This is a genomic window from Microcoleus sp. Pol12B3 (assembly GCF_036701355.1).
In the GTDB taxonomy this organism is placed as follows: Bacteria; Cyanobacteriota; Cyanobacteriia; order Cyanobacteriales; family Microcoleaceae; genus Microcoleus.
The window spans coordinates 60004-86407 of the sequence record NZ_JAUBQS010000025.1; the positions used below are offsets into that span (position 1 = coordinate 60004).

General features: G+C 46.2%; 23 protein-coding genes and 1 pseudogene. 8 read left to right on the forward strand and 16 right to left on the reverse strand.

The features are described from left to right. The first annotated feature begins 76 nt into the window (after positions 1–76). On the forward strand, positions 77–793 hold the full coding sequence (locus tag QUA53_RS14725) for a Uma2 family endonuclease (RefSeq protein ID WP_333098005.1): 717 nt from the start codon (positions 77–79) through the stop codon (positions 791–793). Positions 794–908: 115 nt separating this feature from the next. Next, positions 909–2258, forward strand: a complete 1350-nt coding sequence (locus tag QUA53_RS14730; RefSeq protein ID WP_333098002.1) for a 16S rRNA (cytosine(967)-C(5))-methyltransferase — start codon at positions 909–911, stop codon at positions 2256–2258. A gap of 23 nt (positions 2259–2281) precedes the next feature. On the opposite strand, the gene QUA53_RS14735 is transcribed toward QUA53_RS14730, so the two are convergent. The 7 genes and pseudogenes from QUA53_RS14735 to QUA53_RS14765 form a co-directional block, all read right to left on the reverse strand. Further along, positions 2282–4834 carry a PBP1A family penicillin-binding protein gene (locus QUA53_RS14735; RefSeq protein ID WP_333098001.1) on the reverse strand — a complete coding sequence of 851 codons (2553 nt, stop codon included), beginning with the start codon at positions 4832–4834 and terminating at the stop codon, positions 2282–2284. A gap of 239 nt (positions 4835–5073) precedes the next feature. After that, positions 5074–6084, reverse strand: a complete 1011-nt coding sequence (gene chlG / locus QUA53_RS14740) for a chlorophyll synthase ChlG (RefSeq protein ID WP_333067203.1) — start codon at positions 6082–6084, stop codon at positions 5074–5076. Between the two features lie 372 nt (positions 6085–6456). Further along, positions 6457–6630 (reverse strand): annotated as a pseudogene (locus tag QUA53_RS29225) (DUF29 family protein); the annotation flags it as partial. Positions 6631–6722: 92 nt separating this feature from the next. Further along, positions 6723–7427, reverse strand: a complete 705-nt coding sequence (locus QUA53_RS14750) for a helix-hairpin-helix domain-containing protein (protein WP_333097996.1) — start codon at positions 7425–7427, stop codon at positions 6723–6725. Between the two features lie 145 nt (positions 7428–7572). Further along, positions 7573–7920 carry an NINE protein gene (locus tag QUA53_RS14755; protein ID WP_333045272.1) on the reverse strand — a complete coding sequence of 116 codons (348 nt, stop codon included), beginning with the start codon at positions 7918–7920 and terminating at the stop codon, positions 7573–7575. A 78-nt stretch (positions 7921–7998) separates the two neighbouring features. Further along, positions 7999–8211 carry a hypothetical protein gene (locus tag QUA53_RS14760; protein ID WP_333097994.1) on the reverse strand — a complete coding sequence of 71 codons (213 nt, stop codon included), beginning with the start codon at positions 8209–8211 and terminating at the stop codon, positions 7999–8001. Positions 8212–8563: 352 nt separating this feature from the next. Continuing rightward, positions 8564–10156 (reverse strand): type II CAAX endopeptidase family protein, encoded by a 1593-nt coding sequence (locus QUA53_RS14765; protein WP_333097991.1) that lies wholly within the window; start codon positions 10154–10156, stop codon positions 8564–8566. 241 nt (positions 10157–10397) lie between these two features. Here QUA53_RS14765 and QUA53_RS14770 point away from each other — a divergent pair, with 241 nt between their 5' ends. The 3 genes from QUA53_RS14770 (at position 10398) to QUA53_RS14780 (ending at position 14177) form a co-directional block, all read left to right on the forward strand. Next, on the forward strand, positions 10398–11759 hold the full coding sequence (locus QUA53_RS14770) for a histidine phosphatase family protein (protein ID WP_333097989.1): 1362 nt from the start codon (positions 10398–10400) through the stop codon (positions 11757–11759). A gap of 226 nt (positions 11760–11985) precedes the next feature. Then, entirely contained in the window at positions 11986–13299 is a 1314-nt protein-coding gene (locus tag QUA53_RS14775; protein ID WP_333097987.1) for a dihydroorotase, read from the forward strand. 122 nt (positions 13300–13421) lie between these two features. Then, entirely contained in the window at positions 13422–14177 is a 756-nt protein-coding gene (locus tag QUA53_RS14780; protein ID WP_333097985.1) for a 4'-phosphopantetheinyl transferase superfamily protein, read from the forward strand. Between the two features lie 175 nt (positions 14178–14352). Here QUA53_RS14780 and QUA53_RS14785 read toward each other — a convergent pair whose 3' ends face one another. Next, positions 14353–15093: a response regulator transcription factor gene (locus tag QUA53_RS14785; protein WP_333097983.1), complete on the reverse strand. Its 741-nt coding sequence runs from the start codon at positions 15091–15093 to the stop codon at positions 14353–14355. Between the two features lie 14 nt (positions 15094–15107). Between QUA53_RS14785 and QUA53_RS14790 the strand changes: the two genes are divergently transcribed. After that, on the forward strand, positions 15108–15287 hold the full coding sequence (locus QUA53_RS14790; RefSeq protein WP_333097982.1) for a hypothetical protein: 180 nt from the start codon (positions 15108–15110) through the stop codon (positions 15285–15287). Positions 15288–15647: 360 nt separating this feature from the next. Next, positions 15648–16394: a creatininase family protein gene (locus QUA53_RS14795; protein ID WP_333097981.1), complete on the forward strand. Its 747-nt coding sequence runs from the start codon at positions 15648–15650 to the stop codon at positions 16392–16394. A gap of 153 nt (positions 16395–16547) precedes the next feature. On the opposite strand, the gene ndk is transcribed toward QUA53_RS14795, so the two are convergent. After that, positions 16548–16997 carry a nucleoside-diphosphate kinase gene (gene ndk, locus QUA53_RS14800; RefSeq protein WP_333035325.1) on the reverse strand — a complete coding sequence of 150 codons (450 nt, stop codon included), beginning with the start codon at positions 16995–16997 and terminating at the stop codon, positions 16548–16550. Between the two features lie 634 nt (positions 16998–17631). Between ndk and QUA53_RS14805 the strand changes: the two genes are divergently transcribed. Then, positions 17632–18390: a hypothetical protein gene (locus tag QUA53_RS14805; RefSeq protein WP_333097980.1), complete on the forward strand. Its 759-nt coding sequence runs from the start codon at positions 17632–17634 to the stop codon at positions 18388–18390. Between the two features lies 1 nt (position 18391). On the opposite strand, the gene proB is transcribed toward QUA53_RS14805, so the two are convergent. The 7 genes from proB to QUA53_RS14840 form a co-directional block, all read right to left on the reverse strand. Beyond that, positions 18392–19501 carry a glutamate 5-kinase gene (gene proB / locus QUA53_RS14810; protein ID WP_333097978.1) on the reverse strand — a complete coding sequence of 370 codons (1110 nt, stop codon included), beginning with the start codon at positions 19499–19501 and terminating at the stop codon, positions 18392–18394. A gap of 10 nt (positions 19502–19511) precedes the next feature. Beyond that, complete coding sequence (locus tag QUA53_RS14815; protein ID WP_333097976.1) at positions 19512–20033, reverse strand: YqeG family HAD IIIA-type phosphatase; 522 nt, start codon at positions 20031–20033, stop codon at positions 19512–19514. A gap of 142 nt (positions 20034–20175) precedes the next feature. Further along, entirely contained in the window at positions 20176–21300 is a 1125-nt protein-coding gene (gene mltG / locus QUA53_RS14820) for an endolytic transglycosylase MltG (protein ID WP_333097974.1), read from the reverse strand. Positions 21301–21547: 247 nt separating this feature from the next. Then, positions 21548–22126 carry a DUF3727 domain-containing protein gene (locus QUA53_RS14825; protein ID WP_172188895.1) on the reverse strand — a complete coding sequence of 193 codons (579 nt, stop codon included), beginning with the start codon at positions 22124–22126 and terminating at the stop codon, positions 21548–21550. Positions 22127–22438: 312 nt separating this feature from the next. Beyond that, positions 22439–22897 carry a Holliday junction resolvase RuvX gene (ruvX, locus tag QUA53_RS14830; RefSeq protein WP_333097972.1) on the reverse strand — a complete coding sequence of 153 codons (459 nt, stop codon included), beginning with the start codon at positions 22895–22897 and terminating at the stop codon, positions 22439–22441. A 278-nt stretch (positions 22898–23175) separates the two neighbouring features. Continuing rightward, positions 23176–24504: a GNAT family N-acetyltransferase gene (locus tag QUA53_RS14835; protein WP_333097971.1), complete on the reverse strand. Its 1329-nt coding sequence runs from the start codon at positions 24502–24504 to the stop codon at positions 23176–23178. 191 nt (positions 24505–24695) lie between these two features. Beyond that, positions 24696–25877 (reverse strand): F420-0:Gamma-glutamyl ligase, encoded by a 1182-nt coding sequence (locus QUA53_RS14840; protein WP_333097970.1) that lies wholly within the window; start codon positions 25875–25877, stop codon positions 24696–24698. Positions 25878–26404: the final 527 nt, after the last annotated feature.

Sequence of the window (26404 nt, forward strand, 5' to 3'; positions counted from 1 at the left end):
TTCTGGACCCCATGCGTAAGTCCTATAAAATAGATATAAAATAGAAATTGATGCTACTAGCAATGGAGTCATCCCCATGACAACAACAATTCCCCCTCAAACTTTGCCAGAAATCATCTACCCAGACAGCGACGGAAAACCGATGTCTGACAATACCAAACAGTTCCAATTAATAGTAAAAATTCAAGGTGGAATAGATGCCTTATTCAAAGACAACCAAAATGTCTTTGTAGCAGGTGATTTGCTGTGGTATCCCGTCGAAGGAGATAACAAAAATCGCCAAGCACCTGATACTATGGTAGTCTTTGGCAGACCCAAAGGTGACAGAGGTTCATACAAACAGTGGGTTGAAGATAATATTGCGCCGCAAGTTGTTTTTGAAATCATTTCGCCCGGCAACCGCATGACAGCAATGTTTAAGCTGTTTAAGTTCTATGAGAATTATGGATTCGAAGAATATTATGTCTACGATCCAGAGGATAATGAGTTAATAGGTTGGGTGCGAAGTGACGGACAACTCAACTATATTGAATCAATGGAGGGTTGGGTAAGTCCGCGTTTGCAGACACGTTTTGAAACTGCATCGGGAGACTTGGAAATTTATCGTCCTGACGGACTAAAGTTTTTGTCTTATGTGGAGTTATCAAGACAAATGGAACAAGCGCAGCAACAAATGGAACAAGAACGACAACAAATGGAACAAGAACGGCAAGATAAAGAGTTAGCACAGCAAAAAGCCGATCGCCTTTCAGAAAAACTCCGAGAAATGGGCATAAATCCAGAGGACATTTGAGATTATAATAGTCCTCGAATCACGGGCGATCGGAAAATGGGTTTTTCACCAAATCTGCGGGCTGTAACGCATCTTATCGTAAAAAACCCGGTTTCTAGACCCCCATATCTTAATTATGCAAAATCCCCGCCAAATAGCTTTTCTCGCACTCCGCGAAGTCCACCGCCGCGGTGCATTCGCAGATGCCGCACTCGATCGCGCTTTCGGCAATTCTCAACTCAACGACCTCGATCGGCGTTTAGTGACAGAATTAGTTTACGGTAGCGTCAGGAGAATGCGATCGATCGACTTTATCATCGACAAACTAGCCACAAAGAAATCCTCGCAACAACCGCCCGAACTTCGCACCATCCTACATTTAGGCTTATATCAACTCGAATATCTCAACCAGATTCCCCCCTCCGCCGCCGTCAACACCACCGTTCAACTAGCCAAAGAAAACGGATTTTCAGGACTCAGCAGTTTTGTCAACGGTTTGTTGCGCCAATACATCCGTTTAACAGATAACAACTTAAACCCATTAACAGTTACGAATTATAAATCAACCGTCGAACGCCTAGGAATTCTGCACAGCTTCCCCGAATGGCTGGTAAAATTGTGGATCGAACAAATAGGCGAAACCGAAACCGAACAACTCTGTGAATGGTTTAACCAATCCCCCACAATTGACCTGAGAATCAATCCCTTAAAAAGCTCGATCGCCCAAATCGAAGCTGCCTTCCAATCACACAACATCTCAACTAGCAGAATCCCACACTTGCCACAAGCATTAAGACTAAATGGCAGCATCGGTGCAATTCAAAACCTCCCCGGATACAGCGAAGGTTGGTGGACAATCCAAGACAGCAGCGCTCAATTAGTCACCCATTTACTAGCGCCCCAGCCAGGGGAAACTATCATCGACGCCTGCGCCGCGCCGGGGGGAAAAACCACCCACAGCGCCGAATTAATGCAAGATACAGGCACTATTTATGCCTGCGACAAAACCGCCAGCAGACTCAAAAAACTTAAAGAAAATGCAGACAGACTCCAGATGAAATCCATTAAAATTCATACCGGAGACAGCCGCCATTTCCCAGAGTTTGTTAACCTCGCAGACAGAGTTTTACTAGACGCACCTTGTTCTGGCCTCGGAACCCTCCACCGCCGCGCCGACGCGCGCTGGCATCACACGCCCGAAAACATTCAACAACAATCTCAACTGCAATCGGAATTGCTAGCAAATGCAGCGACATTTGTCAAGTCCGGCGGCGTATTAGTTTATGCAACTTGCACAATTCATCCCTTGGAAAATGAAACAGTTATTCGATCGTTCTTAGACAGCAATCCTCACTGGCAAATCGAACCGCCAACAATTGATTTACCAGTACAGCCATCACCCGAAGGATGGGTGAAAGTTTGGCCGCACAGACATCACATGGACGGCTTTTTTATGGTGAGGCTAAAGCGCTTGAAAAAGCAGTAAAGTCCTTACTCCAAACCGATAGTTTAATATCCCGGTTCTTGATAAGCAGGCTCTTGATAAGCAGGCTCTTGATAAGCAGGCTCTTGATAAGCAGGTTCTTGATAAGCCGGCTCTTGCGGTGGGTAATACTTCGGTTCAGGATTAGGATTGTAAGGCACGATCGCACCATCCTCATTCACAATCATCCCCCGAATAATCTTATGAGGCTGCACCGGTTTGGCCTTAATACTGCCTTTGCGGCCCTCCAACTGCGGCAACTTTGGAAACTTCTCTACCGGCATTCCCTTGACAGCTTGACTCATAAAATCGCGCCAATTGTAGGCAGCGGTACCGCTAGTTCCCCAGGTGGGATAATTGTCATCATTCCCCAACCAAACGCCAGTCACCACCTGCGGAATGTAACCAATAAACCACAAATCCCGCACGTTTTCCGAAGTACCAGTTTTGCCTGCTACAGCGCGATCGTTTAACGCAGCAGGCCCCCCCGTACCGTCTTGGACAACGCCCTCCAACATCCAAGTAGTAATCGCAGCACTATCCTTATCCAAAACCCGCTTCGGTTTAAAATTAGCCTGATAAATCACATTTCCCCGCTGATTAATCACCCGCTTAATGCCGTGGGCTTCAATAAAATTCCCTTGCGATGCTAAAGTACCGTAAGCATTGGTTAACTCCAGCAAATTTACCTCTGAAGAGCCCAAAGCGAGGGAATAAATCGGACTCAATTTAGACTTAATCCCCATATCGTTGGCTAATTTTATCGCCGGTTCAAACCCCACATCCATCAACACCTTCACAGCTACGACATTCACCGAACTTGTCAAAGCATCCGAGATCGATCGCCAACCGCTAAATTTTTTGCCATAATTATTCGGTTGATAGCCGTCGATAATAATTGGTTCGTCTTCGTAACTGTCATAGGGAGAAAAACCAGCCGCCATCGCTGCTGCATAAACCAAGCCTTTAAACGTCGATCCGGGCTGCCGCAAAGCCTGCGTAGCACGGTTAAACTGACTTTCCTTAAAATTTCCGCCACCCACCAGGGCCTTAACTTCCCCAGTCTTAGTGTCCATAGAAACTAAAGCCGCCTGTTCAAAACCCTGACTGCGGCCATCAACTTCGATCGCATTTTTAACAACCTGTTCCGCTATTTTCTGCCACTTCAAATCCACCGTCGTCTCAACAGTCAAACCGCCAGCTTCCAAAGCATCTTTAGAAACATAGCGCGGCAATTCCTTCCGAATGTAACTAGCAAAATAAGGCGCGACTACTTTAAATCGCTTCGGCGCACTTGGTTTAACCGCCATAGGTGCCGCCATCGCCTCCTTCGCCTGAACCTCTGTAATTACCTTCGCTTCCTGCATTTGTTGCAGCACAATATTGCGGCGTTTCTTAGCCATATCCGGATTAACCAAAGGCGAATATTCGCTCGGTGCCGGTGGCAAACCCGCCAAAGTTGCCATTTCTGCCAAATTTAATTTATCGACTGTTTTGCTAAAGAAAACCCAAGCCGCATCTGCCACACCGTAAGCATCCGAACCCAAATAAACTAGATTTAAATATCGTTCTAAAACTTGGTCTTTACTCAACTCTCGCTCTATTTTTTGAGCTAAAAGAGCTTCCCGGACTTTCCGCCTAATACTTCTTTCCTGATTAAGAAAAACAACGCGAGCCAATTGTTGCGTAATTGTACTGCCACCCTGCACTAAATCTCTTTCTATCAAGTTAGAAACAATCGATCGCACAATACCTTGATAATCCACCCCGCGATGTTTGTAAAAACGGCGGTCTTCTATGGCAATAAAAGCTTTAACCAACAATTCGGGAATTTCTTGAAGTTTCAGTTTATCTCTAGTTGCCGGACCAGACTGCAACAAAATCGTATTATCTGCTGCTTTAATTGTCAGCGTTCCGTCGCGGTTAAAGGCTGACAAATCGTTAACATCCGGCAAACCTTTGTCTAAGGTGTACAAAATCCATAAACAGTAGATTAAAGCGCCCCCGCTTATACTGGCAACACCTAAACTTATCCAAAATCTAGGACGGCGGGGGACACGTTTTTTAGTATTTTCCTGCGGTGCGCTATTTTCCTGTAGTGCGGTATTTATCGGCAGTTGGGTGTTCTGCGATTCGCTATTTTCCGCAAATTCGCTACTATCGGATTTTTGGGGTGATTTAGTTCCCAGCAAACTTAATCCCGGCCGCAACAATTCTTTTCCCTTGGTTTGCAAGCTGGTAACTTGAGGTTCAATTTCCAACCAAGCAATTAAGCGTTTCAATCCTTCCCAATCGCGCTTGACTATTGGATATCGAGCGTATTCTGGCTCTAAATATTCTGACTCTAAATATTCTGACTCTTCTGGAGGTGCAGCATCTTCTGATACCACATACTCGGCTCGCTCATCCCTTGTCTGTGTATAAAATTGCGCCTCGGATTCCGGCGAGTTGAGCTTATTGCCCTTCGCAGCCTTGGGCGGTTCTCGATCGGAATTACCGCTTATTGCGTTAGTGACTTTGCTCAATGTATCTTTGATATTTGAGAAAAATTCTGCCACGTTCAGACCTTCAAACCTCATCAAGTCCGATTAAAAATTAAAAATTTAAAAAGCTAGCTTTCTTCAATTCTTAATTTTTAATTCGACATTTTTTATTGAATAACACGCTGCCTTGAATTAGGTTTTTTGAATTAAAAACTTTTTAATTCACCACTCAAAATTCAAAACTTTTCTTAACGCTGCAGAGATTGGTATTTTTTTGAGAAGTGAATTAGATTTTTTGAATTCAAAATTTTTTAACTCAAACCTCACAACTCTGCTTAACTCGCATGACCCAGTGCCAAGGCTGCTACCAGCATACCCAAAACCAGAAAAGGCTGAGCACTTGCCTGATATTTAACATCATTTTCAAGCGGATTGCGCAAAAAGTACATATCCTGAAAAGTAATTTGGGGAATTATCAGCAGGAGCAGAATGACAGCGTAAAGGTTTTGGTGGATGCTGATCAGGTAGCCTGCAATCCCAGCTTGAAAGATGTCGATCATCAACACGCAAATCCAAGCTGCGGTGGTGATGCCAAACATCACTGGCAAAGATTTTAACCCTAATTGCCGATCACCTTCAACACTTTTGAAATCGTTGACGATCGCAATCCCCAGCCCTGCCAAACTGTAAAACAGGGTCAATATCATAATGGTGGGATCTAGTGTACCAAACAAAGCTTGACCCGCCCACCAAGGCAGGGCAATGTAGCTAGCACCCAGGGCATAATTTCCCAACCAGCCATTCTGCTTGAGTTTCAGCGGGGGCGCAGAGTAGATGTAAGCTAGAAACGCGCCGCCGAGAGTCAAAACTGTCATTATCGGGAATTCATGACCCGCCCACAAGTCTAGAGCATAAGCCACCCCAATGCCAGCGGCTAATAATACCAAAATTTGCGTTACTACTTGCGGAATCGAGATGATACCGGAGGGAATCGGACGGTAGGGCTCGTTAATGGCGTCGATGTCGCGATCGTAAAAGTCGTTCAAAGTTTGAGTGTACCCGGCAAGCAACGGCCCTGACATCAACATACAAGCTGCTGCGATCAAGAAATTTTCTAGGTTCCAAACATAGTTTCCAGAAGACGCCGCCCCGCACACCACGCCCCAAATTAAGGGAATCCAGGTAATCGGTTTCATCAGTTGCAGGCGAATTTTCCAGATGGATGTTTCCCCGCTAGCGGCCCCTTTCATGCCCAACAGTTGACGAGTTTTGGCACTGCGGTTTTCGGTAGCAGCACTTTCCGGTGCAGCTTCTGGGGAGATTTGGGATGGAGTAGAGTCAGACATAAGTGTGATGTTAGCGGTTCTGCTACTATTGTGTCGTTCTGCGTTTCAATAATAATTCTGATAGGATACCACTGATATTTAAGACAGATTCTTGAAAACTTACCCGGGCTTGGAGTTGATGCTAGGGAAAAGTAGGAGTTTCACAATATACTGAAATATCATTATTTTGTGTAAATGTCAAGAGGATAAATACTTTTTTTGATAATTTCGCTGAGTCCGCCTTCTGGAGGAGATTTTTGCCAGCAGGTGCATTTAATGTCAATTACCAGGAGGCGATCGAGCTTTTTAGCCATGCTACCGTTGAATCATTTCTTCTGGCAGAAAATCAATAGATTTTAGATTTTAGATTTTAGATTTTAGATTTTTAGATATGCTACCACTTCTTTGATCCGGTTGAAATTGCCACTTAAGCAAGTGCAGGAGAATTACCACCACATTACTCTCTCAACTCCCGCGTTCACTTCGCCTCACGTCTTCTATTTCTGCAATCAGATTTTCCCAGTTGATGTTTGAGAAGTCGCGAACCCGGAACTTTTCCAAACTGGTTTACCTCTATCTGAGCTAATCTGTATCATACATTTTTTGTCCATTAACTTCTAATTTTGTTGTCATAAGCTGTTCGTGATAACAACTGCAAATTAACAAATATGGCGGTATGAATCAAAAGGCAGTCCCGTCCGCCGCTTAACTTCTACAACTGATTTGTAAGCACCTTTTCTCTGCCTTTCTCTAACTATTTTTTCGGCAACAATCCGATCTAAACCGCTGGCGATCAACTCTTCCGGCGAAAGAATGTTTAACCGTTTCCAAGTAAACTGCAATTCTTTTTGATAATTGTAGCTGAAGCAAATCATCGGGGCGATGCGTCTGACGTGGCTTTCGGGAACTCCGGCTATTTCTGATAACTCTTCGGCGTGGGTAAAAATGTAGCCTTCGTTTTGCAAAGATTCAATATCGTTGGCGTAGACGATCGGCAAACCCAAGATTCTCACCATATCGTCTTTGGTACACTCGTTAATATCTATTTTGCCGCGCACGTTTGCCAGTTCTTCGGCATTTGTTGCACTTGCAGGAACCAGTATGCCTCTGGGTGCGGTTTTGATCAGATAGCGCTTTTTCAAACTAAAAGCAGTAACAATTTGAGCAATCCACACGATCGTACCCAAATTAGTTGAAGAAGATACCGCTAGTGCTGCTAAAGTAATTGCAACACCCCATCCCATCCAACTGCGAATATTTGACTTTTGGCCTGCATAGGCGATCGCCAATCCGCCGAAGTAGGGAATAAAAGCATACCACACCCAGTTTGGAGTTTGACGCAGCCAGTATAAATCTTGAGACACGTTAATTTTATCCTTAATTAAATAGCTGTGATCTCACACTTATTTCAATCCCACTTTTTTAATAGCGGGCTTTCTTCTTCCTTCTTCCTGACATCCGTTACATCCGTTACAGAATCCGTTGCCGAACTTCCTTCTTCCTTCTTAATTACAATTCTCGCAGCAATTTTTGGCGTTTTTCTTCATATTCTTCGGCGGTAATTGCGCCCATATCGTAAAGCTTTTTCAATTCGCCGATCGCCCCTGTTACATCTTTTGCCGCTCTGAGGGCATACCCCGACGGCAGCGTGCCGCCATTGTACTGAACCTGAAAAGCTTGTTCCGACATCAGCAGTAGGCCGATAAAATCGAAAAATGCGATCAGTGACGGAATTAATGTCCAAGAAAATAGCAAGTATAATACCCCTGCTAAGTTATTGCCCAAATAAAATTTGTGAACTCCGAAACCTCCAACAAAGAAAGCTAACACAACTGCTACGGTTTTATCTTTTACCATTTTTACTTTCCCCAGTTTTTATTTTAACTCGGCGATCGACCTTTAACGATCGACCTAAGTAAGCTTACTAATTTTTACTCATTTATTTTGGTTTTTGCGAAACTTAGACATCGCAAAATACAGCAGAACTATACCGACTTGAGCCTGTAGAATCACCAAATAGCCTCTCAAGAAATAATTGAGTTCGCTGCCTGAATTGAAAGAAAATATTAAAAGACCTAAGGCTGCGTAGGGTGCGAAACGCATCCAACTCGGCGTTCTCTCTAAGTTGCGGCTGTTCAAATTGCTCATGGGTTTAAGCCTCATCCTAAATTAAAATTTAGCTATAAATTAGCCGGATTGTCAACTTCCGTTTGGTGCGATCGCCCGGGTCAGTTTCTCAATCATCAGCCGACAAGATATTACTTCCATGTTAAACCCTGTTTTTCCGCTCAAGTAAGGAAGCTGGACTCGTCGATCTGGATCTGTGGCTGATATTACAGATTAGGGTGAACCCGCCCCTATAGGAATTCCGGTTATTTTACCGACTTAGATACCAGGGGCGCACCGAACACCCTACTGCTGTTTTTGGCAAGAGTCGATCGCCCTGACGAGCACTCTCAAAAAAACTCGATTAATTCACAATTATTAACAACCGCTCCAATTAACTCGCGCCACCGCCCAAAAGAAACAGACTCAGGAGAGTACCGCTGTTCCAAAGACTGTGGAGAAGCATAGGAGCAAGGAGATTGCGCGATCGCGTGTACACAAACCCCAAAACCGCACCCAAAGTCGCCAAAGGCAGAATCTCAGAGACACTCAAGTGAGCCACAGCAAACAAGAAAGCAGAAGCTGCGATCGCCCCCCAAACAGGCAAATAGCGAGTCAGAGAAGGCAGCAGAAAGCCTCGAAACACGATTTCCTCAAAAACCGGAGCCGCGATCGCAGCAGTGCCGAAAAACACCGCCAAAGCCACGTTGTCCCTACCTTCGAGAACGATCGGCAAAATCGGATTACTGCCGCCTTGTCCCTGCCAAAATTGCTGATTGATCAGGGATACCAAAACTACCAAAGGCAAAGCAACAAAATAGCCGCCAAAACCCCACAAAAACCAATTTCCCCGCCAATTAATCCGAAACCAACCTTCCGGCAAAGGCAAAAAAGACTTGACCGAAAAATACAGTACCGAAAGCCCTCCAGCCGACAGCAACAAATAAGTAGCAAAGATATAAAAAGCCTTGTCGCGCGGGTCAAAAGTAGCAGGATTGAGTTTTAAAACAGCCAGAGAAACAGGCAGCAACAAATAGGGAATCAAGATTTGGCCGACAAAGAAAAAGCCGACCACAAGCACCTGCCAAACAATCTCGCCGTCCCAAGGCACATCCCAAGTCAAGCTCGCATTTCGCGCCAACACCGGGCCGGAACCTGCTGTCTCTAACTGGTGCCGCTGCAACAGCCACTGCACGGTCAAACCAATCAGCAAAACCGTACCAATAAAAAGTGCGATCGCCGGAACCCCAACCACAATTGCCAACTTTTCTATAGCTTGTTCAGCCGTTGCTTGCTCTGCTGCTTGAAGCGCCGCCACCTCTTTAGAACGTTCTTGCAGCTTGTAAAGTTGAGCGAGAGCACGATAGCGAAACCAGCCATCCAAAGACTTTTGAATGCGCGGCTCGGCATCCGGCAGCAGTTGAGCCGGATTGCTCCAAATTCCCGTTAAAACTTGAGCAGTTACCACCGAAGAGTCGTCATCTATTTTAGTTTTGTAGCGCTCAACTAAATTTGTCCAAGTTTGGAGAGCAGCCTCAGTTTTGCCACTGCTTGCCTGCAAAATTCCTAAGCGCAAGTCAAGTTCGTTTAGCAGCGCTGACTGTTGCTCGATCGACTCAGACAAAGCCTTGTTTTGAGCCAAATTCAGAGTATTATCAGCAGACTTGGAGGCGATGGCAGACTGAATTCCTTTAAATTGTGATTGAGTTGTTTCGAGAGTTTTGCGAGTCGAGTCTCGCGCTTCTTGATATTGCGTCAAAGCCGTACTTAAAGGATCTGCACCGACAATATTGTTGCGCGCCGAACTTAAATTAACACTCTGATTATTTTCTCCCTGCCACTCCGAGGCGTGCAGCAGCAAATTTGTCTGGTAGAGTTCGAGCCGGCTTTGAATTTGCGGCTGATTCCAACTAGCAAGTAAAGATAAACCGACCAGGGCGATCGCGATCGCCGTTAAAATACCTAAAATAACCCGCTTCAGTGTCATTCCTGCTTTTCCGTCCCGCGCGAATCTGTGGCTAAATCTTTTCCGTCTTTAATCATAGGTCGTTGCAGACGAGAGTATCCCGACAACTGGTAAAATTTCACTGGCTCATCTTTTTGACTCGCCTCAACAAGACTTACGCCACAAATCCTCGCTCCGCCATGTATGGGTAAGGTGTGCACAGCGCACCCGCAGCCGGGTAGCAGGCTAAATCTAAAATCTAAAATCTAAAATCTAAAATCGAATGACTCGCATTATCTTAGTCCGTCACGGCAAAAGCACCTACAATCAAGAACGCCGCATCCAAGGCCGCCTCGATAAATCAATTTTGACAGAAGCAGGTCGCAACACCGCCCTGCAAGTAGGTGACACACTCAGCAGTATCGCCTTTGATACCGCCTATACCAGCCCTCTGCAACGAGCCAAAGAAACAGCAGAAATCATCCTGTCGCGCTTGACAAATCCGCCACAACTCCAGCCAACTGATAATTTGATGGAAATCGATTTGCCTTTGTGGGAAGGAATGTTGCGCCAAGATGCGATCGACAAGTTCCCCGAAGCATATCAGCAGTGGCAAAAACAGCCCGACAAATTTTCCATGAAACTGCCATCTGCTGACGGAGAAATCGAACACTTTCCCGTATTGGCAATTTTTGCTAACGCCCGACACTTTTGGCAAGAACTTTTATCGCGCCACCAAGACGGTACAATTCTAGTAGTAGGTCACAACGGAATCAACCGCGCTCTCATCGCCACCGCCTCGGAAATTACCCCGGATTACTATCAATCAATTCAACAGTCAAATTGCGGAATTAGTGTCATTAATTTTGGCCCTTCCCCTGTTACCAACGACAAACCCGGAGAGCAAAAAAAGAAAGTTGCAATTCAATTAGAGTCGGTAAATTTAACTTCCCATACCGGGGAAATTTTTCCCAAACCGAGGGACGGACACCAAGGCCCGCGATTGTTGTTGGTGCGTCACGGCGAAACAGACTGGAATAAAGCAGGTAAATTTCAAGGGCAAATTGACGTGCCTCTCAACGATAACGGCCGCGAACAATCCCGGCGGGCAGCAGAATTTCTCAAGGATGTAAAATTGGATTTTGCGATCAGCAGTTCGATGCTGCGTCCGAAAGAAACTGCGGAAATTATTCTCAAATATCACGGCGGTTTGCAACTAGAACTCCGCGACGAGTTGAGGGAAATCAGCCACGGACTTTGGGAAGGAAAGTTTGAATCAGAAATCGAAGAATCCTATCCGGGTTTGCTTGAAGAATGGAAAACATCTCCTGAAAAAGTCCAAATGCCCGAAGGAGAAAATTTGCAGCAAGTTTGGCACAGAGCGATCGCAGCTTGGCGAGAAATAGTACAATCTGTTTCTGGTACTGGGATTGTCGTTGCTCACGACGCCATTAACAAAGCCATTCTCTGCCACCTATTCGGTTTGGAACCCGAACATTTCTGGAAATTCAAACAAGGAAACGGAGCCGTTAGCGTGATTGATTATCCCCACGGTCCCGATGGTTTGCCGGTATTACAAGCGATGAATGTCACAACTCATTTGAGCGGCGGAGTTTTTGACAAAACAGCAGCCGGAGCACTGTAATTAGTAAACTGCTGAGCGCGAACCCGTAGCGGAAGGAACGCCCTCCGCTACGCTTCGCCCGCCTGAAAAATGTTTGAATTTTGATAACAACCGCGCCCGACGCTTAGGAAGTTCTTAATTCCTGAAACTAATGCGGTGGATTGTTTCTTCCTTCTTCCTGACAGCCGTTACATCCGTTACATCCGTTACATAATCCGTTGCCGAACTTCCTTCTTCCTTCTGCTATATGAGCCGCGAACTGCTACAAAATGTACGAGTGCTAGATCCAGTTTCAGGGAGCGATCGCATCGCTGATATTCTGATTGCTGAAGGTGATATCAAAGCAGTCGAAGAAAAAATTGCTGAGTTTCCCGCTGACACGGAAGTGCGGGATTGCCAGGGACTGATTTTGGGGCCGGGGTTAAGTGATATGTACAGTCACAGCGGAGAACCGGGTTTTGAGGATCGGGAAACGCTCGAATCTTTGATGCAGGCTGCAGCGGCTGGGGGTTTTACGCGAGTGGCGATTTTGCCTGATACCTCGCCGCCTGTTGACAATTTGGCCGGTTTAGCTTTGTTGCAGCAACATATCCGCAATTTGCCGCCCGGGCTGCCCCGCTTGTATTTTTGGGGCGCGCTGACAGCGGGCGTTAAAGGGCAGCAGATGGCGGAGTTGGGCGAGCTGGCCTCCTCTGCGGTGGTGGGTTTTGCGGACGGTTTGCCGCTGTCTAATCCGGCTCTGGTGAGGCGTTTGCTGGAGTATATCAAGCCTTTGGGCAAGTCTGCTGCTTTGTGGCCGTGCGATCGAACTTTGGCAGGAAAGGGCGCGGTGAGAGAGGGTGCGCTGTCGGTGCGCTTGGGTTTACCAGGAATTCCGGCGAGTGCGGAAACTTCGGCTTTGGCGGTAATTCTGGAGTTGGTGGCATCTGCGGGCACTCCGGTACACATCATGCGCGTTTCTACAGCCCGCAGCGTGGAATTGATTCGAGATGCCAAGGCGCGGGGTTTGCCGGTGACTGCGAGTGTGACTTGGATGCACTTGCTGTTGAATGTCGGGGCAATTTCAGGAAACTCTAAAGATTCCGGCGGGAAAAATGCTCTGACTGCTTCGTTGCCCTACGATCCGAATTTACGCCTAGAACCGCCGTTGGGCAATCTCAGCGACCAATTAGCGCTGATTCAAGCTGTGAAAGATGGCGTAATTGACGCGATCGCGATCGACCACAACCCGCATACTTATGAGGAGAAAACTGTGGCTTTTGCTGATAGTCCGCCCGGGGCGATCGGCTTGGAATTAGCTTTGCCTTTACTGTGGCACGGACTGGTAAAAACGGGCGAATTTTCGGCTTTAGAACTGTGGCGAGTTTTGAGCGCAGGCCCTGCCGTTTGTCTCGGACAAGCCCCCGCCACGGTTGCCACTGGAGTCTCTGCTGAGCTGATTTTGTTCGACCCGGAAATGAGTTGGAATGTTGACGGGCTAAGTCTGAAGTCGCGATCGGTAAATACGCCTTGGTTGGGACAGCAATTAGCGGGAAAAGTTGTACAAAGCTGGATTTATTAATTCTTGCGATTGAAATTCATCTGTTGTATAACAGGCATCTTGCCTGTTTCTAAAAGTAGAACAGGCATCTTGCCTGTTTCTGGGAATGCTGGATGAGGTGACTCAGAAAAGAAGATAAATACATGATTACTGCTTTTGATTCGTGGAATTCTCCACCGCAAGACTTGACATTGGATCTGGGCGAAATTCATGTTTGGCGCGTCTCTCTAGCTCAAACAGAATCTTGCTTACAGAGTTTACAAGAGACTCTCTCACCAGACGAGCGGACAAAAGCCAATGGTTTTCACTTTCCCAAAGGTCGATCGCAATTTATTGTGAGTCGTGGCGCGCTCAGAGAAATTCTCAGTCGCTATCTTAACATAAATTCTCACATTTTGCGCTTTGACTACAATCCCTACGGCAAACCCTCTCTCATCGCCGCCCAAGGTGGAAATACCCTCAGTTTCAATTTGTCTCACTCAGGAAACATGGCTCTAATTGCGATTACCAAAAATCGAGATATTGGTGTCGACATTGAAAGCATAAATCCCAACTTTCCTGGCCTGGAAATTGCTGAAAAGTTTTTTTCCCCCTTAGAAAATTCTGTGTTGCGTTCGCTCCCAGAACATCTCCAACCCAAAGCTTTTTTCACCTGTTGGACTCGCAAAGAAGCCTATATCAAAGCAGTCGGTAAAGGACTTTCTATTCCCCTGAATCAGTTTGATGTCACCCTTGCTCCAGGAGAACCTGCCGCGCTGTTAAATGTTGAAGACAACCCCGAAGAAGCATCGAGATGGTCTTTAATAGAATTAATTCCCAGTTCAGATATGGTGGCGGCTGTTGCGGTTGCAGGAGATTGCTCGAAACTTTATTGTTGGCAGTGGACAGGGGAGTTTTGATTTATACCGATCGCCCAGGCTAAAAGATAACGGCAACGGTCGCTACAATAAGTCTACTGGCTGCACCTCCAAGCTAGTGTATTGCACACTCTGCATAGACAAATAAGGACACAAAAATTTTGTGTCCTTACGTCAATTCGGCTGCAACTTCCAACCCTATAACTGATTTAAAAATTCAACCAAATCGATAGCCGAAACCACGTACCGTAATGATATATTCCGGTTGACCCGGGTCTAATTCCAACTTTTCGCGCAGCCAACGGATGTGAACGTCAACTGTTTTGCTGTCTCCGATAAAATCTTGACCCCAAATTTTTTCCAGCAACTGATCGCGAGACCAAACTCGCCGGGGATAACTCATAAATAGTTCTAGTAAGCGAAACTGTTTAGGAGAAAATTTCACTTCCAGACCACGAACCAACACGCGGCACTCTTCAGGATATAGAGTTATGCTCTTATATTGCAGCATCCTCGGTTCCGGTAAGCGACCGAGGCGCTGGCGCCGCATCAGCGCTCGACAGCGAGCGATAAACTCCCGCATTCCAAAAGGCTTGGTCAGATAATCATCCGAGCCGGCTTCGAGGTAAAAAGCGCAATTGTTGGCACTTCCTCTAGCACCGATAATCAAAATAGGGACGGGATTTCCTTGATGCCGTAACATTCGACACAGATCTAAACCGTTAATTGAATCCATAATTAACAGGTTAAAGGCCAATTCACCGTGATATGACGAAGAAGCCTGTATAGAAGGCAGAGCGTTGCGCCCGTCGCTAGTAACCACCACCTCATAGCCCTGTTCTTTAAGGGCTAAAGCTAGCATTTCCCGCAACAGATCTTCACCTTCCAATAACAAGATACGGCCGGCTTGTCCAACAGCCAACCTTGAAGGACTTTCGCTTAATTCAGCAGAAGACATAAATATCAGTGGGAGTGATGTTTGTATGTGGCTACCGCGAGGTACCTTCTTCAGTAGCTGAGGTACTCTCGCGCTGCGATCGCTTGTACGATCGCCATTTGTTCGTTAGCGAAGCCCTCGAAGAGGATCGCTTAGAATCTTTCGCCAGTCCATCCCACAGACACGCGCTCGACCTTTGCTACTTGCTCGTGTAAGGAATACAGCCGTAGAGCAGTTGTCGGAACCGCGCTGTCTGCCTGCGTCCAGGCCACAGAAGTCTGGTCATTTTTCGGGGTCGGTGTTAATTTCATAAAACATTGCCCGCTGTTAATTGACCACGTAACACCCAATCTAGAGGGATATGCTTGTTATACTACTCTTAAAAGGTTATTAAAAGGTAAAGTTTTGGCCATCAAGTGGTTAAATTATTAACGTTAAGTAATATAACGGTAAAGGTGGAATGGGGCTGTAGGGCTTTTTTTAAGAATACAATAATAAGTTGGTCTAAATTCCTTTTTCTTCCCGTGCCGGCTACGATCGACGATAGCAAGTAAAAATTTTGTAGACTGCCTATCATGTTGCTGCATTTGAGTACGTGGTCCGAGGTAGAAGCTTATCTAGAAAGCTCCCGAGGCATAATTATCCCCATCGGCTCCACCGAACAGCACGGGCCCACCGGCTTGATCGGGACTGACGCCATTGCAGCCAAGGCGATCGCCCGCGGTGTCGGCGAAGCTGCCAATGCCTTAATCGGCCCGACAATTAATGTCGGCATGGCCCTGCACCACACCAGCTTTCCCGGCACAATCAGCCTGCGACCGCAGACTCTGATATTGGTAATCAGGGATTATATCACATCTTTAGCAAAAGCTGGATTTGAGAAATATTTCTTCATTAACGGTCACGGCGGCAACATTGCCACCATGAAAGCAGCATTTTCCGAGAGTTACGCGCATTTGTCGGACTTGAATCTACCAAATGCCGATAAAATCCAGTGTCAAATCGGCAACTGGTTCATGTGCGGCTCAGTCTACAAACTAGCAAAAGAATTATACGGAAACCAAGAAGGTTCTCACGCCACCCCCAGCGAAATCGCCTTAACCCAGTACCTTTATCCAGAAGCAATCAAGCAAGCTCCGCTTTCGGAAGAAGTTGCTTCCGGGCACAAAATTTACGGTGCTGCTGACTTCCGACGCCGATTTCCCGACGGAAGAATGGGTTCAAATCCGGCATTGGCAACCCCCGAACAAGGTCAGCAGTTTTACGAATTAGCAGTCAACGAATTGACTAATAATTATTTGGAGTTTTTAAGTTCCAACTAACATTTTTTTTTCTCGTTACCGCGAAGCTCTTGGTAACGAGTAAAAATCTCAAACTATTCTATATTTTACGGTTATGAGTGAGTCAGAAGCATGATATTTCCTCTGTCTGAGAAAGGCTATATCTCCCGATTAACCACCGGGAGAATATCAAAACTATTCCACAATCCAAGGAGTTAAACAAGGTGTCCAAGCACTCAATTCTTCTTCCTTGAACCAAAGGCTAATTTCAGCACGGGCAGTCTCGACAGCATCAGAACCGTGAATGAGATTACGGCCGACATTGACGGCAAAATCTCCCCGAATTGTCGCTGGTTCTGCATTCAGAGGATTTGTGGCGCCAATGATTTTTCTCGCCGACGCCACAACGCCGTCACCTTCCCACACCATCGCCACTACAGGGCCTGAAGTGATAAAGTTTACCAATCCAGCAAAGAAGGGTTTTTCTTTGTGAACATCATAATGTTGTTCCGCTAGTTCGCGACTCGCCGTCATCAGCTTCATGCCAACTAACTTAAAGCCCTTGGCTTCAAAACGACCGATAATTTCGCCGACGAGTCCGCGCTGTACGCCGTCGGGCTTAATCGCTAAAAAAGTCCGTTCCAAGATTAACTCCTATAATTGTGTTAACTGATCCAAAAGATAGAGTAACTCAGAACGCACCTAAAGGCAATTCTGAGAATTGGAAATTGTCATTTGGAGAGTTATGGCTGCCGGAAGAAGGAATAAGGAATAAGAAGAGGGAAGAGAAAAGAGGGAACAAGCAATAAAAGCGAGGGTTAAAGAAACCGGGTGTCTCAGAAAATTTTTTATTGAGTAACGATGAATCTCCGAAGAAACCTGGTTTCGAGACTTCTATGCGTCTAGGACTGATTTGCATGGATCACCGCGATTTTGTAAAAGGCATTTTTTAGCAGTACGAACAGGACCCTCACTTGCCCATATAAGTTAATCATCCTTTAAATTATCGGTAAATAATCAAACTCTTGTGGGGTGGCTTTGAGCAACGCCTGAAATATGCAATCTAAAATTAGAACATTTTATCTCTAGGCAACAAGATGCTCGAACTTCGGGCACAATATGATACAAGTCACTGTTTCCTGTGACTGCCAACACTCTTACCTATGATCTTAAATACCAATATATATGATAATAAACACAATTCTTTAGGCTCGAAAATATAGATAATTAACGGAGATATGAAGATGATCTTCACAGCAACCATTCAAGCGAAAAAAGTATGAAAGGCATTGTAGCATTCATTGAATCCAAAAAGCAAGAGTTTGCAAAATCGCCCTTGTTTGACTTTCTAGCCAACAAACACATTCACGCGAATCAAAGATTAATTTTTGCACCTGTACTCGCTCCTTTGGCTGTGGGATTGAGCGATTTAAATAAATATGTGCTGCGAGAATCTTCTAGTAATAACAAAGTTCAGGAACTCATTAATAAATATACTTATAAAAAAAACTATTATTGGCATGACTATCTAGAATATCTAGAGGAACTGGGCTTAAACCAATTAATGAGTTACGGCGATTTCAGACTGCTTTGGGGTGAAGAAACTAAAAAAACTCGAGCGCTTTGTTCAGTGATAGAACGGTACGCTTGGAAAGCTTCTTTTATTCAGAAGCTGGTGTTAGTGGAAGTCCTCGAAGGAACTGCCCAAGTTTTTTTTGAGGCGGCGCTAGCAGTGGTAGTGGAATTACAGCAAATTAACCAAAAAGAATCTGTTGATTTTGGAGGATATTATGGGGGTTTAGAAAATTATCACCTTTTAAACACGCCAGAGATGTTGCAAATTTTAGCAGAAATCAAACTTACAGATGCGGAATACCAAGCAGCTTTAGAATTAGCCCAAAATTTATTTGAACTGTTTACAGAAGCGATGAACGAGCTGTTCAGACACAGCCAAACAAATTCTTGCAAGACTGTGCTGCAAATATCTTCAATTTCTGCCTTCGCTCATTGCGCGATCGACTGTCTCGATATTTGTTAGTTTAAACAATCACTAAATTATCTCGGTGTACCGCCGTTTCTACGCCTGCATAGCCTAAAATCTCAGCAATTTTATCGGACTTGCAGCCCTGGATTTGTCTCAATTCTAAACTGCTATAATTCACAAGTCCTCTAGCAATTTGTTTGCCTGTTGTGTCGCACAACTGTACGGAATCATCAGCTTGAAATTCTCCTTCTACTTGAGCAATACCCGCAGCTAAAAGCGATTTTCCGCCCTGGGAAATTGCCTTGACAGCACCCGCGTCTAAATATAGTTTCCCTGCGGGAATTAGCACGTTAGCTATCCAGTGTTTGCGAGCGTTTACAGGGCGCGGTTGAGGCTCAAATTGAGTGCCGATCGACTCTCCCTTGAGTATTTTCTCGATATTACCAGGAAAGCAGCCGTCAGTGATGACAGTCCGCACTCCCGATGCAGTTGCTATTCTCGCGGCTTCAATTTTTGTCACCATTCCGCCGGTTCCCCAACCGCTGCGGGAATCTCCTGTTTGCACCTGAAATTCTGTGAGCTGTGCCATACTTTGAACTAGGGCGATCGGCTGCGCGTCGGGATTGCTGCGCGGATCGGCGGAATACAGCCGATCGACATCTGTGAGTACAAACAACCAATCTGCTTCTACCAAACTCGCTACTAGCGCCGAAAGCGTATCGTTATCGCCAAATTTGAGTTCGTCTACCGCTACTGTATCGTTTTCATTGACGATCGGAATCACGCCCAACCTGAGCAGTTGCCCAAAAGTATTGCAAGCGTTAACATAACCGTTACGCTGCACTAAATCGCCCCTGGTGAGCAATACTTGAGCGATCGGCTGTTGCAGAGTAGTAAACAAATCATCGTACACCCGCATCAGCCGCCCTTGGCCCACAGCCGCCACAGCCTGTTTCAAAGCCATGTTTCGCGGGCGTTCCGTCAAACCCAAGCGCGCGCAGCCCACTCCAACCGCACCCGAAGAAACCAAAACTACTCGATGGCCTTGCTGCCGCAAATCAGCTAAAATTTCGACCAATGCAGCAATAGTTGAAAGAGCTAAGTTTCCCGTAGTCGATCGAGTTAGCGTCGAAGTTCCTATTTTAACAACAATAGTTTGAGTCATTTAAATCTTTCTAATTCCTGCTATCAAGAGAAGCCCCCAAAGCTTGAGAAACCCAAACTTCAAAAGAGCGCACCGGATACTTGCGAAGCGCATACCCAGCATCAACCATTGGTTCCACTAAAATAGTAAACATACCCAAACGATTGCCTGCCAAAACATCAGTAAAAAGTCGATCGCCCACCATCGCCACTTGTTCCACCGGCAAATTCATTGCATTAATAGCCTTTCGCAACTTGCGGCGGGACGGCTTAGCTGCACCCGTGATGTATGGTAGATTCAAAGACTCCGCAATCCGACCGATCCGAGTCTGACTTAAATTATTGCTCGCCAACCATAGCGATACTACTGGTTTTATTTCTTCCACCCACAGGGTGAGTTCAGGAGAAGCATTCATTGCAGTGATGGGAACAAGAGTTTCGTCCACATCCAAAACTAATCCTTTAATATTAAATTCCTGAAGAATATCAGCCGTTAACTTCATGACTGAATCGCCGAGAACTAAGTCAGGCTGTAGTATTTTACCCCAAGTCATAATGATTTTAGATTTTAGGTTTTAGATTGAGAAATAAGAAATTGGAAGTTAAAGATTAAAAAAGTAAAAAATCAAAAGTGAATAATTATTGCTTTTGCTTTGTGACTTTTGACTTTTTACTTTTGTATTAGTCATTGCCTATCTATTGAGTCGATCGCAACTGCTGGTCAACTTTAGCAATCGCAGCATCGTGTTCCGCCTGCGTGCGGCTAAAAATGTGAGTGCCGTCATATCGAGCCATAAAATACAGGTATTCTGTATTTTCTGGAGTCAGAGTCGCTTCCAGACTTGCTATTCCCGGAGATGCGATCGGAGTTGGCGGCAGCCCTACATTGATATAAGTATTGTAAGGAGAAGGGGTTTCCACCTGCTTGAAAGTCAAAGGCTTTTCCTTCGTTTGCCTAATGCCGAGGGCGTATTCAACCGTCGGGTCAGAACCCAAGGGCATACCCTTATTCAGACGGTTGTTGAATACCCCAGAAATACGATTGCGCTCGCCCGCAACCACAGCCTCTTTTTCCACAATACTCGCCAGCGTCACCCACTCTTTCAAATCCAGCTTAGTTTTCTTCTGATTTTTTTGATATATCGGCAAAGCCAACTCCTCGAAGCGACCGAGCATTTGCTTAATGACAGCTTCCGGGCTAATTGCATCGCCGTCTAGCTGATAAGTATCCGGGTACAAAAACCCTTCCAAGTGAGGCAGGCCGCTCGGCAGCCAAGGGTACTGAGCATAGGGAACTTGACTCGCCACCGCCATAAAATCCTTAGCCGGGAAAAAACCTTGCGCTTCAAAATAAGCGCTCATTTGTTGCAGCGACCACCCTTCTGGAATCGTGAAACTCTGCTGTACGACTTCGCCCTTCCAAATTTTGTCAGCAACTGCACTCAGAGGCTGAGTCGGCGACAGTCGGTAAGTTCCTGCTTGAAAACCTCCCTCGCGGTTTTGCAGAGTCAGCCAGCGAGCCCACATATTCCATGCCGAGCTCGATCGAATCAACCCCGCGGCCTCTAAATCCCGGCCGATTTTTTGACTGGGAGTACCATCCGGGATTTGGATCAAAACAGCAGCATCCTCTGGAGGGGAAGTTGACGATTCAGCTATTTTAGGCGGCGCGGAAGCCCAGCTCCACCAAGCCCAGCCCTGCCAAGCGCAAACCCCCCAGATTGCCGGCAGCAACGCCAGATAAAACAACCATTTAGAGACTTGCGGAGTACCTTTTCGGCTCTCGCGCGAGCTGCCTTTTGTCATTTGTTCTTTATTCATAGTCCGTTGTCTTGGATAAGCGGCGGTTAACTAGCGACTAATGACTGATGACCTGCGATTGATGACCGAAAAGTTACGAATACAAGCCCTTTAAAAGACCCAATTCACACGGCCCAATTCAAAAGCCCGATCGCGAAGGCAGAAGCGGCCATCTCGAAAAAGTTCGATCGGGCGAGCAGTTTACTTTTTTATAAAATAGTAAAAAATTCTGCTTTTTGCCATCAGGCCTTGTGCCTGCAATTAATATCTAATCAAGCTCGTCAAAGAACTGGTCTTCCAGCATAGGTAACATCGGTTCCAGCCTTTGGAACTCTTCTTCCGAAAGCAATTCGGGCTTGCCGTCGTCATTCATTCTAGCCAAGATAAAGAAGGGGTCTAAAGGCGTATAAATGGCATATTCCTGTTCTTCGTGGTAGAAGCTGGTCAGCCACATCAGCTCCTCGAACTCCGACTCCTCATCTGGATCGACATCGGATGCCATATCCTCTTCGGGAAATTCGGGCAATTCGCCAACCACAGTCAGCGTCACCGCCGTGCGTCGGAGGGTCAAGTTCTGCTCTTGCAGGACAACTTTAGCTGTATCAAAAATTTTGTCGATTTCGGTCTCGTCTTCTACAGGAATTGCTGCTTCGTCAGTATCGTCTCCCTGCCAGGTAAAAATTTCTACGGGTGAGTCAATCGGAAGCAGCAAAGCGTATTCTTGACCTTCTAGATTCATAGAATATTCTATGTTGCAAGTCAGCGATCGCCCAACTTCATCCGTCAGGGTGACGGACTCTTCGTTGGAATTGCCATTCTCTTTTTTGCGGTATGGGGATGAGGACATCGCGTGTATCTTATTTTCCGTCAATAATTCACTAATGTTTGCTTGACAATTGGGAATTTTCGTGGCGATATTCTGGCTAAGTGGGCGATCGCCAGCCCACAGGCTTAAACCGCGAGACTCGCAGCCTTTTCCACAGGCGAGGAGTGCAGCGTTTAAATCTCAGTCGAGTCAGCATGCGACACTGAGGACAAATCACGATTTTGTGCTGCTTCAGTACCGAGGGTACACCAGAATTTTCTCCAGTTTGTCAAGGGTTACAGGTGTGCGTAGCAAACTTGCACAACCAGGATATCACGCCTCTGTTACAAGCTATCAAGGATTGGGAAGGGCGGAGATATTTTGCCTCCGCTCGTCTAGCCACTGCTGCAAAATCAGGGCCGCTGCTTTGCGATCGATCGCACCCTTATTTTGCGACAGCGAAATCCCTTGTGTTTTCATCAATTCCTCTGCCTCAACCGAAGTCAGGCGCTCGTCCACGTATTCTAGGGGGATCTCTAAGGCTGCGGCGATGCGAGTAGCATATTTCTGCACTTGTCGGGCTTGAGCACCTAATTCTCCGCTCAGGGAGTAGGGCAAGCCTGCAACCAAAATTTGAACTCTCCGCTCTCGCACGATTTCTCGGAGATAAGCTACGTCTCGATCGAAGGACGATCGTACAAGTGTTGTAATGCCCGTAGCTATTAAACCCGTGCCGTCACAGCCAGCGATGCCGACTCGTTTGAGGCCGATATCTAATCCCAGTGCTGAAATCCATAATTTATCGTTGGACATTATCAATCAATCAATTTTAGGTTTTAGATTTTAGATTTTAGATTTTAGATCTAAGATTTACTTTTTTTATTACCCGAGTATTTTTTTTTGCGAACCGCGAAGACGAGAAGTAGGCGAAGGGAAAAAAGAAGAAAGCAAGAATAAGATAGGTAATCTTAAGTTGATATTAATTAAAAGCAGAAGGAATATTTTGGGATTATGACCGAAAAAAGGGAACTTTTTGAATAATTAATTCTCTTTTTTTCGGTCTTCTACCTTTTACCTTCTGCTTTCACTTATTAAGAATTGAGTTCTCCGGGCCAGCCACCGTCTAGAGGCAACTCCGGCAAATTTAAAGGCAAAATGCTGCCATCGGTTGCTGCTGATTCGGAATTCGGGAAGTTCAAGGGGTTAACTTGATTCGTTTGGCTGTTTCCTGAGTCAGTCAAGAGCGGTTTGATCTCCGAGGATGCGGGCCCGGCAGCAGCTTCCCCAGCGATCGGACCGAGCCAGGACATCCTGCCCGGTACGGGTTTGCGAGTTGGCTGGAAGCTTTGCAGCATTTCTGATAGCTGGAGTCCTTCGAGAGAGACCAACTTGGACTCGCGCAATTTGTGCCACACCGATCGAGACATCAGCAAACTGTGTTCCACGCGCACTGCTCCAAATTGCTCTAAATAAGCTTCCCGTTCCGGCTGATAGTCAGCGGAAGCCAGTTGCAGGCTTTGAACCGGGAAATCTTGAACGAGCCGCGCCATCTGGGACAGCAGTTCTGGGTACAGCCAAGTGTAGGCCGGGTGTACAGTCAACTGGGCGACGTGCGGTTGCTGGCCGTTGCGGGATAGCTGCACCTGAAAATAGCCGATCGCGGCTTTGCGCTGCGGTTCAAACACGTAGCCGCTGACTACCTCGGTTTTGCCCAGCCACTGTCTGACACCTTCGACTAAAGCGCCGAAAAAACTGGTTTTGAAATCTTGAATGTGCCGGTCGAATACTTGGCGCACCAGCGGCGGCATAGACGCGGTATCCAGTTGGTAGAGCAACTGAGCGTCTGCGTTGCTGACGGGCAGCAGGTTGGGCAAATCTGGGGTCGAGTTGGCCATTTCTTGCAGGCGTTCTGGGGCGATCGTCCAGTAAGTCATCTGGGCCAAAGGCTGAAACCCGTTTTGCCGATATAAAGCCAAGGAAGTTTTGTCGCCGACATTCACTTCCAACAGCCACGTCCGCGCCTCCCAGACTGCCTCAAAGCAGTACCGCAGCAGCATGGAACCAATTCCTTTGCTGCGGGCTTCCGGGTCTACTCCTATGCGATCGATCCGCCAAGTGCTGCGGGTCCGGTTGAAAGGAGAAATCTGAATTATGCCCTTAACGCTCCCCTCTTCTTCGGCAACATGGGCACGGAACAGGGACTGACAAGGGTTGGGAAACAAGCTAAAAATCTTTAGCAGTCCGTACCAGCGGCGAATCTGCTGCAACTTTCTACCTAGTACCACGTCGCCGCTTCCGCCCTTGCGGTTTTCTGGCTCTTCGGCTGTTTCCGCGCACAGTTGTTCCATCACCTCGATGTCGCGATACTGAAACGGGCGAATCACAACCTGGTTTTGGTTTTGGGAGGGAAATGAAGTCATAGCATAAAAGTGGAGAATGGAAATTTAAAAATAAAAATTCAGAAAGGAGAAGAGTTAGAGAAGTTTTGAGTTTTGAATGGGTAAATTTTGAGTTCAAAACTTATAACTTTTGATTCTTCTCCCTTTCTTGCGCGATCGAAAATTAAAAATTTCAAATCATCTTTTTGAATTTTTAATTTTCTGTTTTCAACTCAAGATTTTTGTGGCAGAGGTCGAATTACAACGACTGGTGTGCGCTCGTCACCATTCCCGGCGGGGTTGCTTCGCAAGGCTTGCTCTAAGAATGTTACCGATAAATCGGAGGTCGCTGCTAATATCTTAACTGCTTTCAAGTCATTAGCGTCTACGATCGCCGCCGCAAGTCCGGTTTCTCGTTGAATTTCTTCTACAACTTGCTGGGGATTGTCCGGGCCGAGGACAATAAATTGGTCGAAGGGAGGCAAAGTCCCGGTAACATCGTCGATCAGCCTTGCTTGTTCCCCTGCAAGTTGGTAAAAAACTCCCGGTTTGCCAAATATTTTAGCCACAGCGCCGATCGCAAATGCCGCTATTACGCGCCAAGGGCCGACTACATCAACCAACGTTTGCATTCCGCAAGCCGTGGCCAAACTCGACGTGGGCAAGAAAAACAAACACACTCGCTTTGCCGCCCATCCAGGTTTGACTTCGCTGGGATGGCGGTAGCGTCCCTGCATCAAAGCTAGGGGAGTTTCTGCCAAGGCGACAATATCGCCTTTCTGGGCGCGCGGCAGCACGTACCGCTTGACAATTTCGACTGGATTGTCCAATTCCGCCAGTATGTGAGTGCGAATCGGCAAGACTTCTGCAACTCCGACATTTCTGGCGATGGGTACGGTGTCCGAGTTGGGAAATTGCAGCGGGACTACTACGTTACGGACTTTGGGGATGCGCCCGCCCGGGCCGTAGGTGACGAAGTGTACTTGCACCCAAGCTGACTGCAATTTGGTTAAATCTTGCCCTTGAATGTCTACAGAAACTTTAATTTTCGTGGTTTTTTGGGCTTTAACAATATAGCCGAACCAGTAATCGTCTGCTCTGGCTGCTGCCTCTTTGTGGCAAGGAATCACCTTTGTCTGGGAAGTAACGCCATCCAAACTTCCGTCTGATAGCAGTTTCACCTGCGCCCGGACTTCCGGCAACATAATCTCAAAGCGCTGTGTCAGGTTGCGGAACTCCATTTCCCCGACTAAAAGATAGCGGTTGGGTTCCGAGATGGCTAAGTGCCATTCTCCGGCTGTTAGTTCTAGTTTATTTGCACTTCCAGTCCGGCGATAGTTCAACTCTAGGCCTAATCCGCCCAATGCTAGCAGCGAACCGGCTGCTGCGATTCCTGTTGCTAAAGTCTCAATCACTCAAATCACCGCCAATAATATTTTGTGTTTACTGTAGTCGATATCGGGTACTTTGAGCGCTGATCCGGTAGTAATTGGATTGTGCTGAGTTTGTTGGGGGCGATCGAACTTATGCCCAATTACACGTAAGTGCGATCGCCTCTGGTGGCTACAGCGGTTAAGTTGCTGTTCAAAAAGCTCTCATCGGGAGTTAGATCACTCCAAAATCTGACCTTGCTTAATCAGGGTATGAAAAAAATTAGTTGAAAATCCCGAATCTTTGTGGATACTGGTTTCTCTGACTTGCATATTTAGCCTTTCTTATCGTAAATCAGCAACGTCTACAAAACGAATCTGTTAATTCAATCATTATTATAATAAGTTTTTATAAAGATGTATTTTTATTGTTTTTAAACATTAATTTATAATCGAAAATCAGTTTTTTATTTCAATGTTTATTAAGCATTTATACCTGCAATCACAAGAGAGACTTAATAAACATTCCTTAGTTTTACATATAAAGAGTTAATCTCTTAACAACTCTGTAT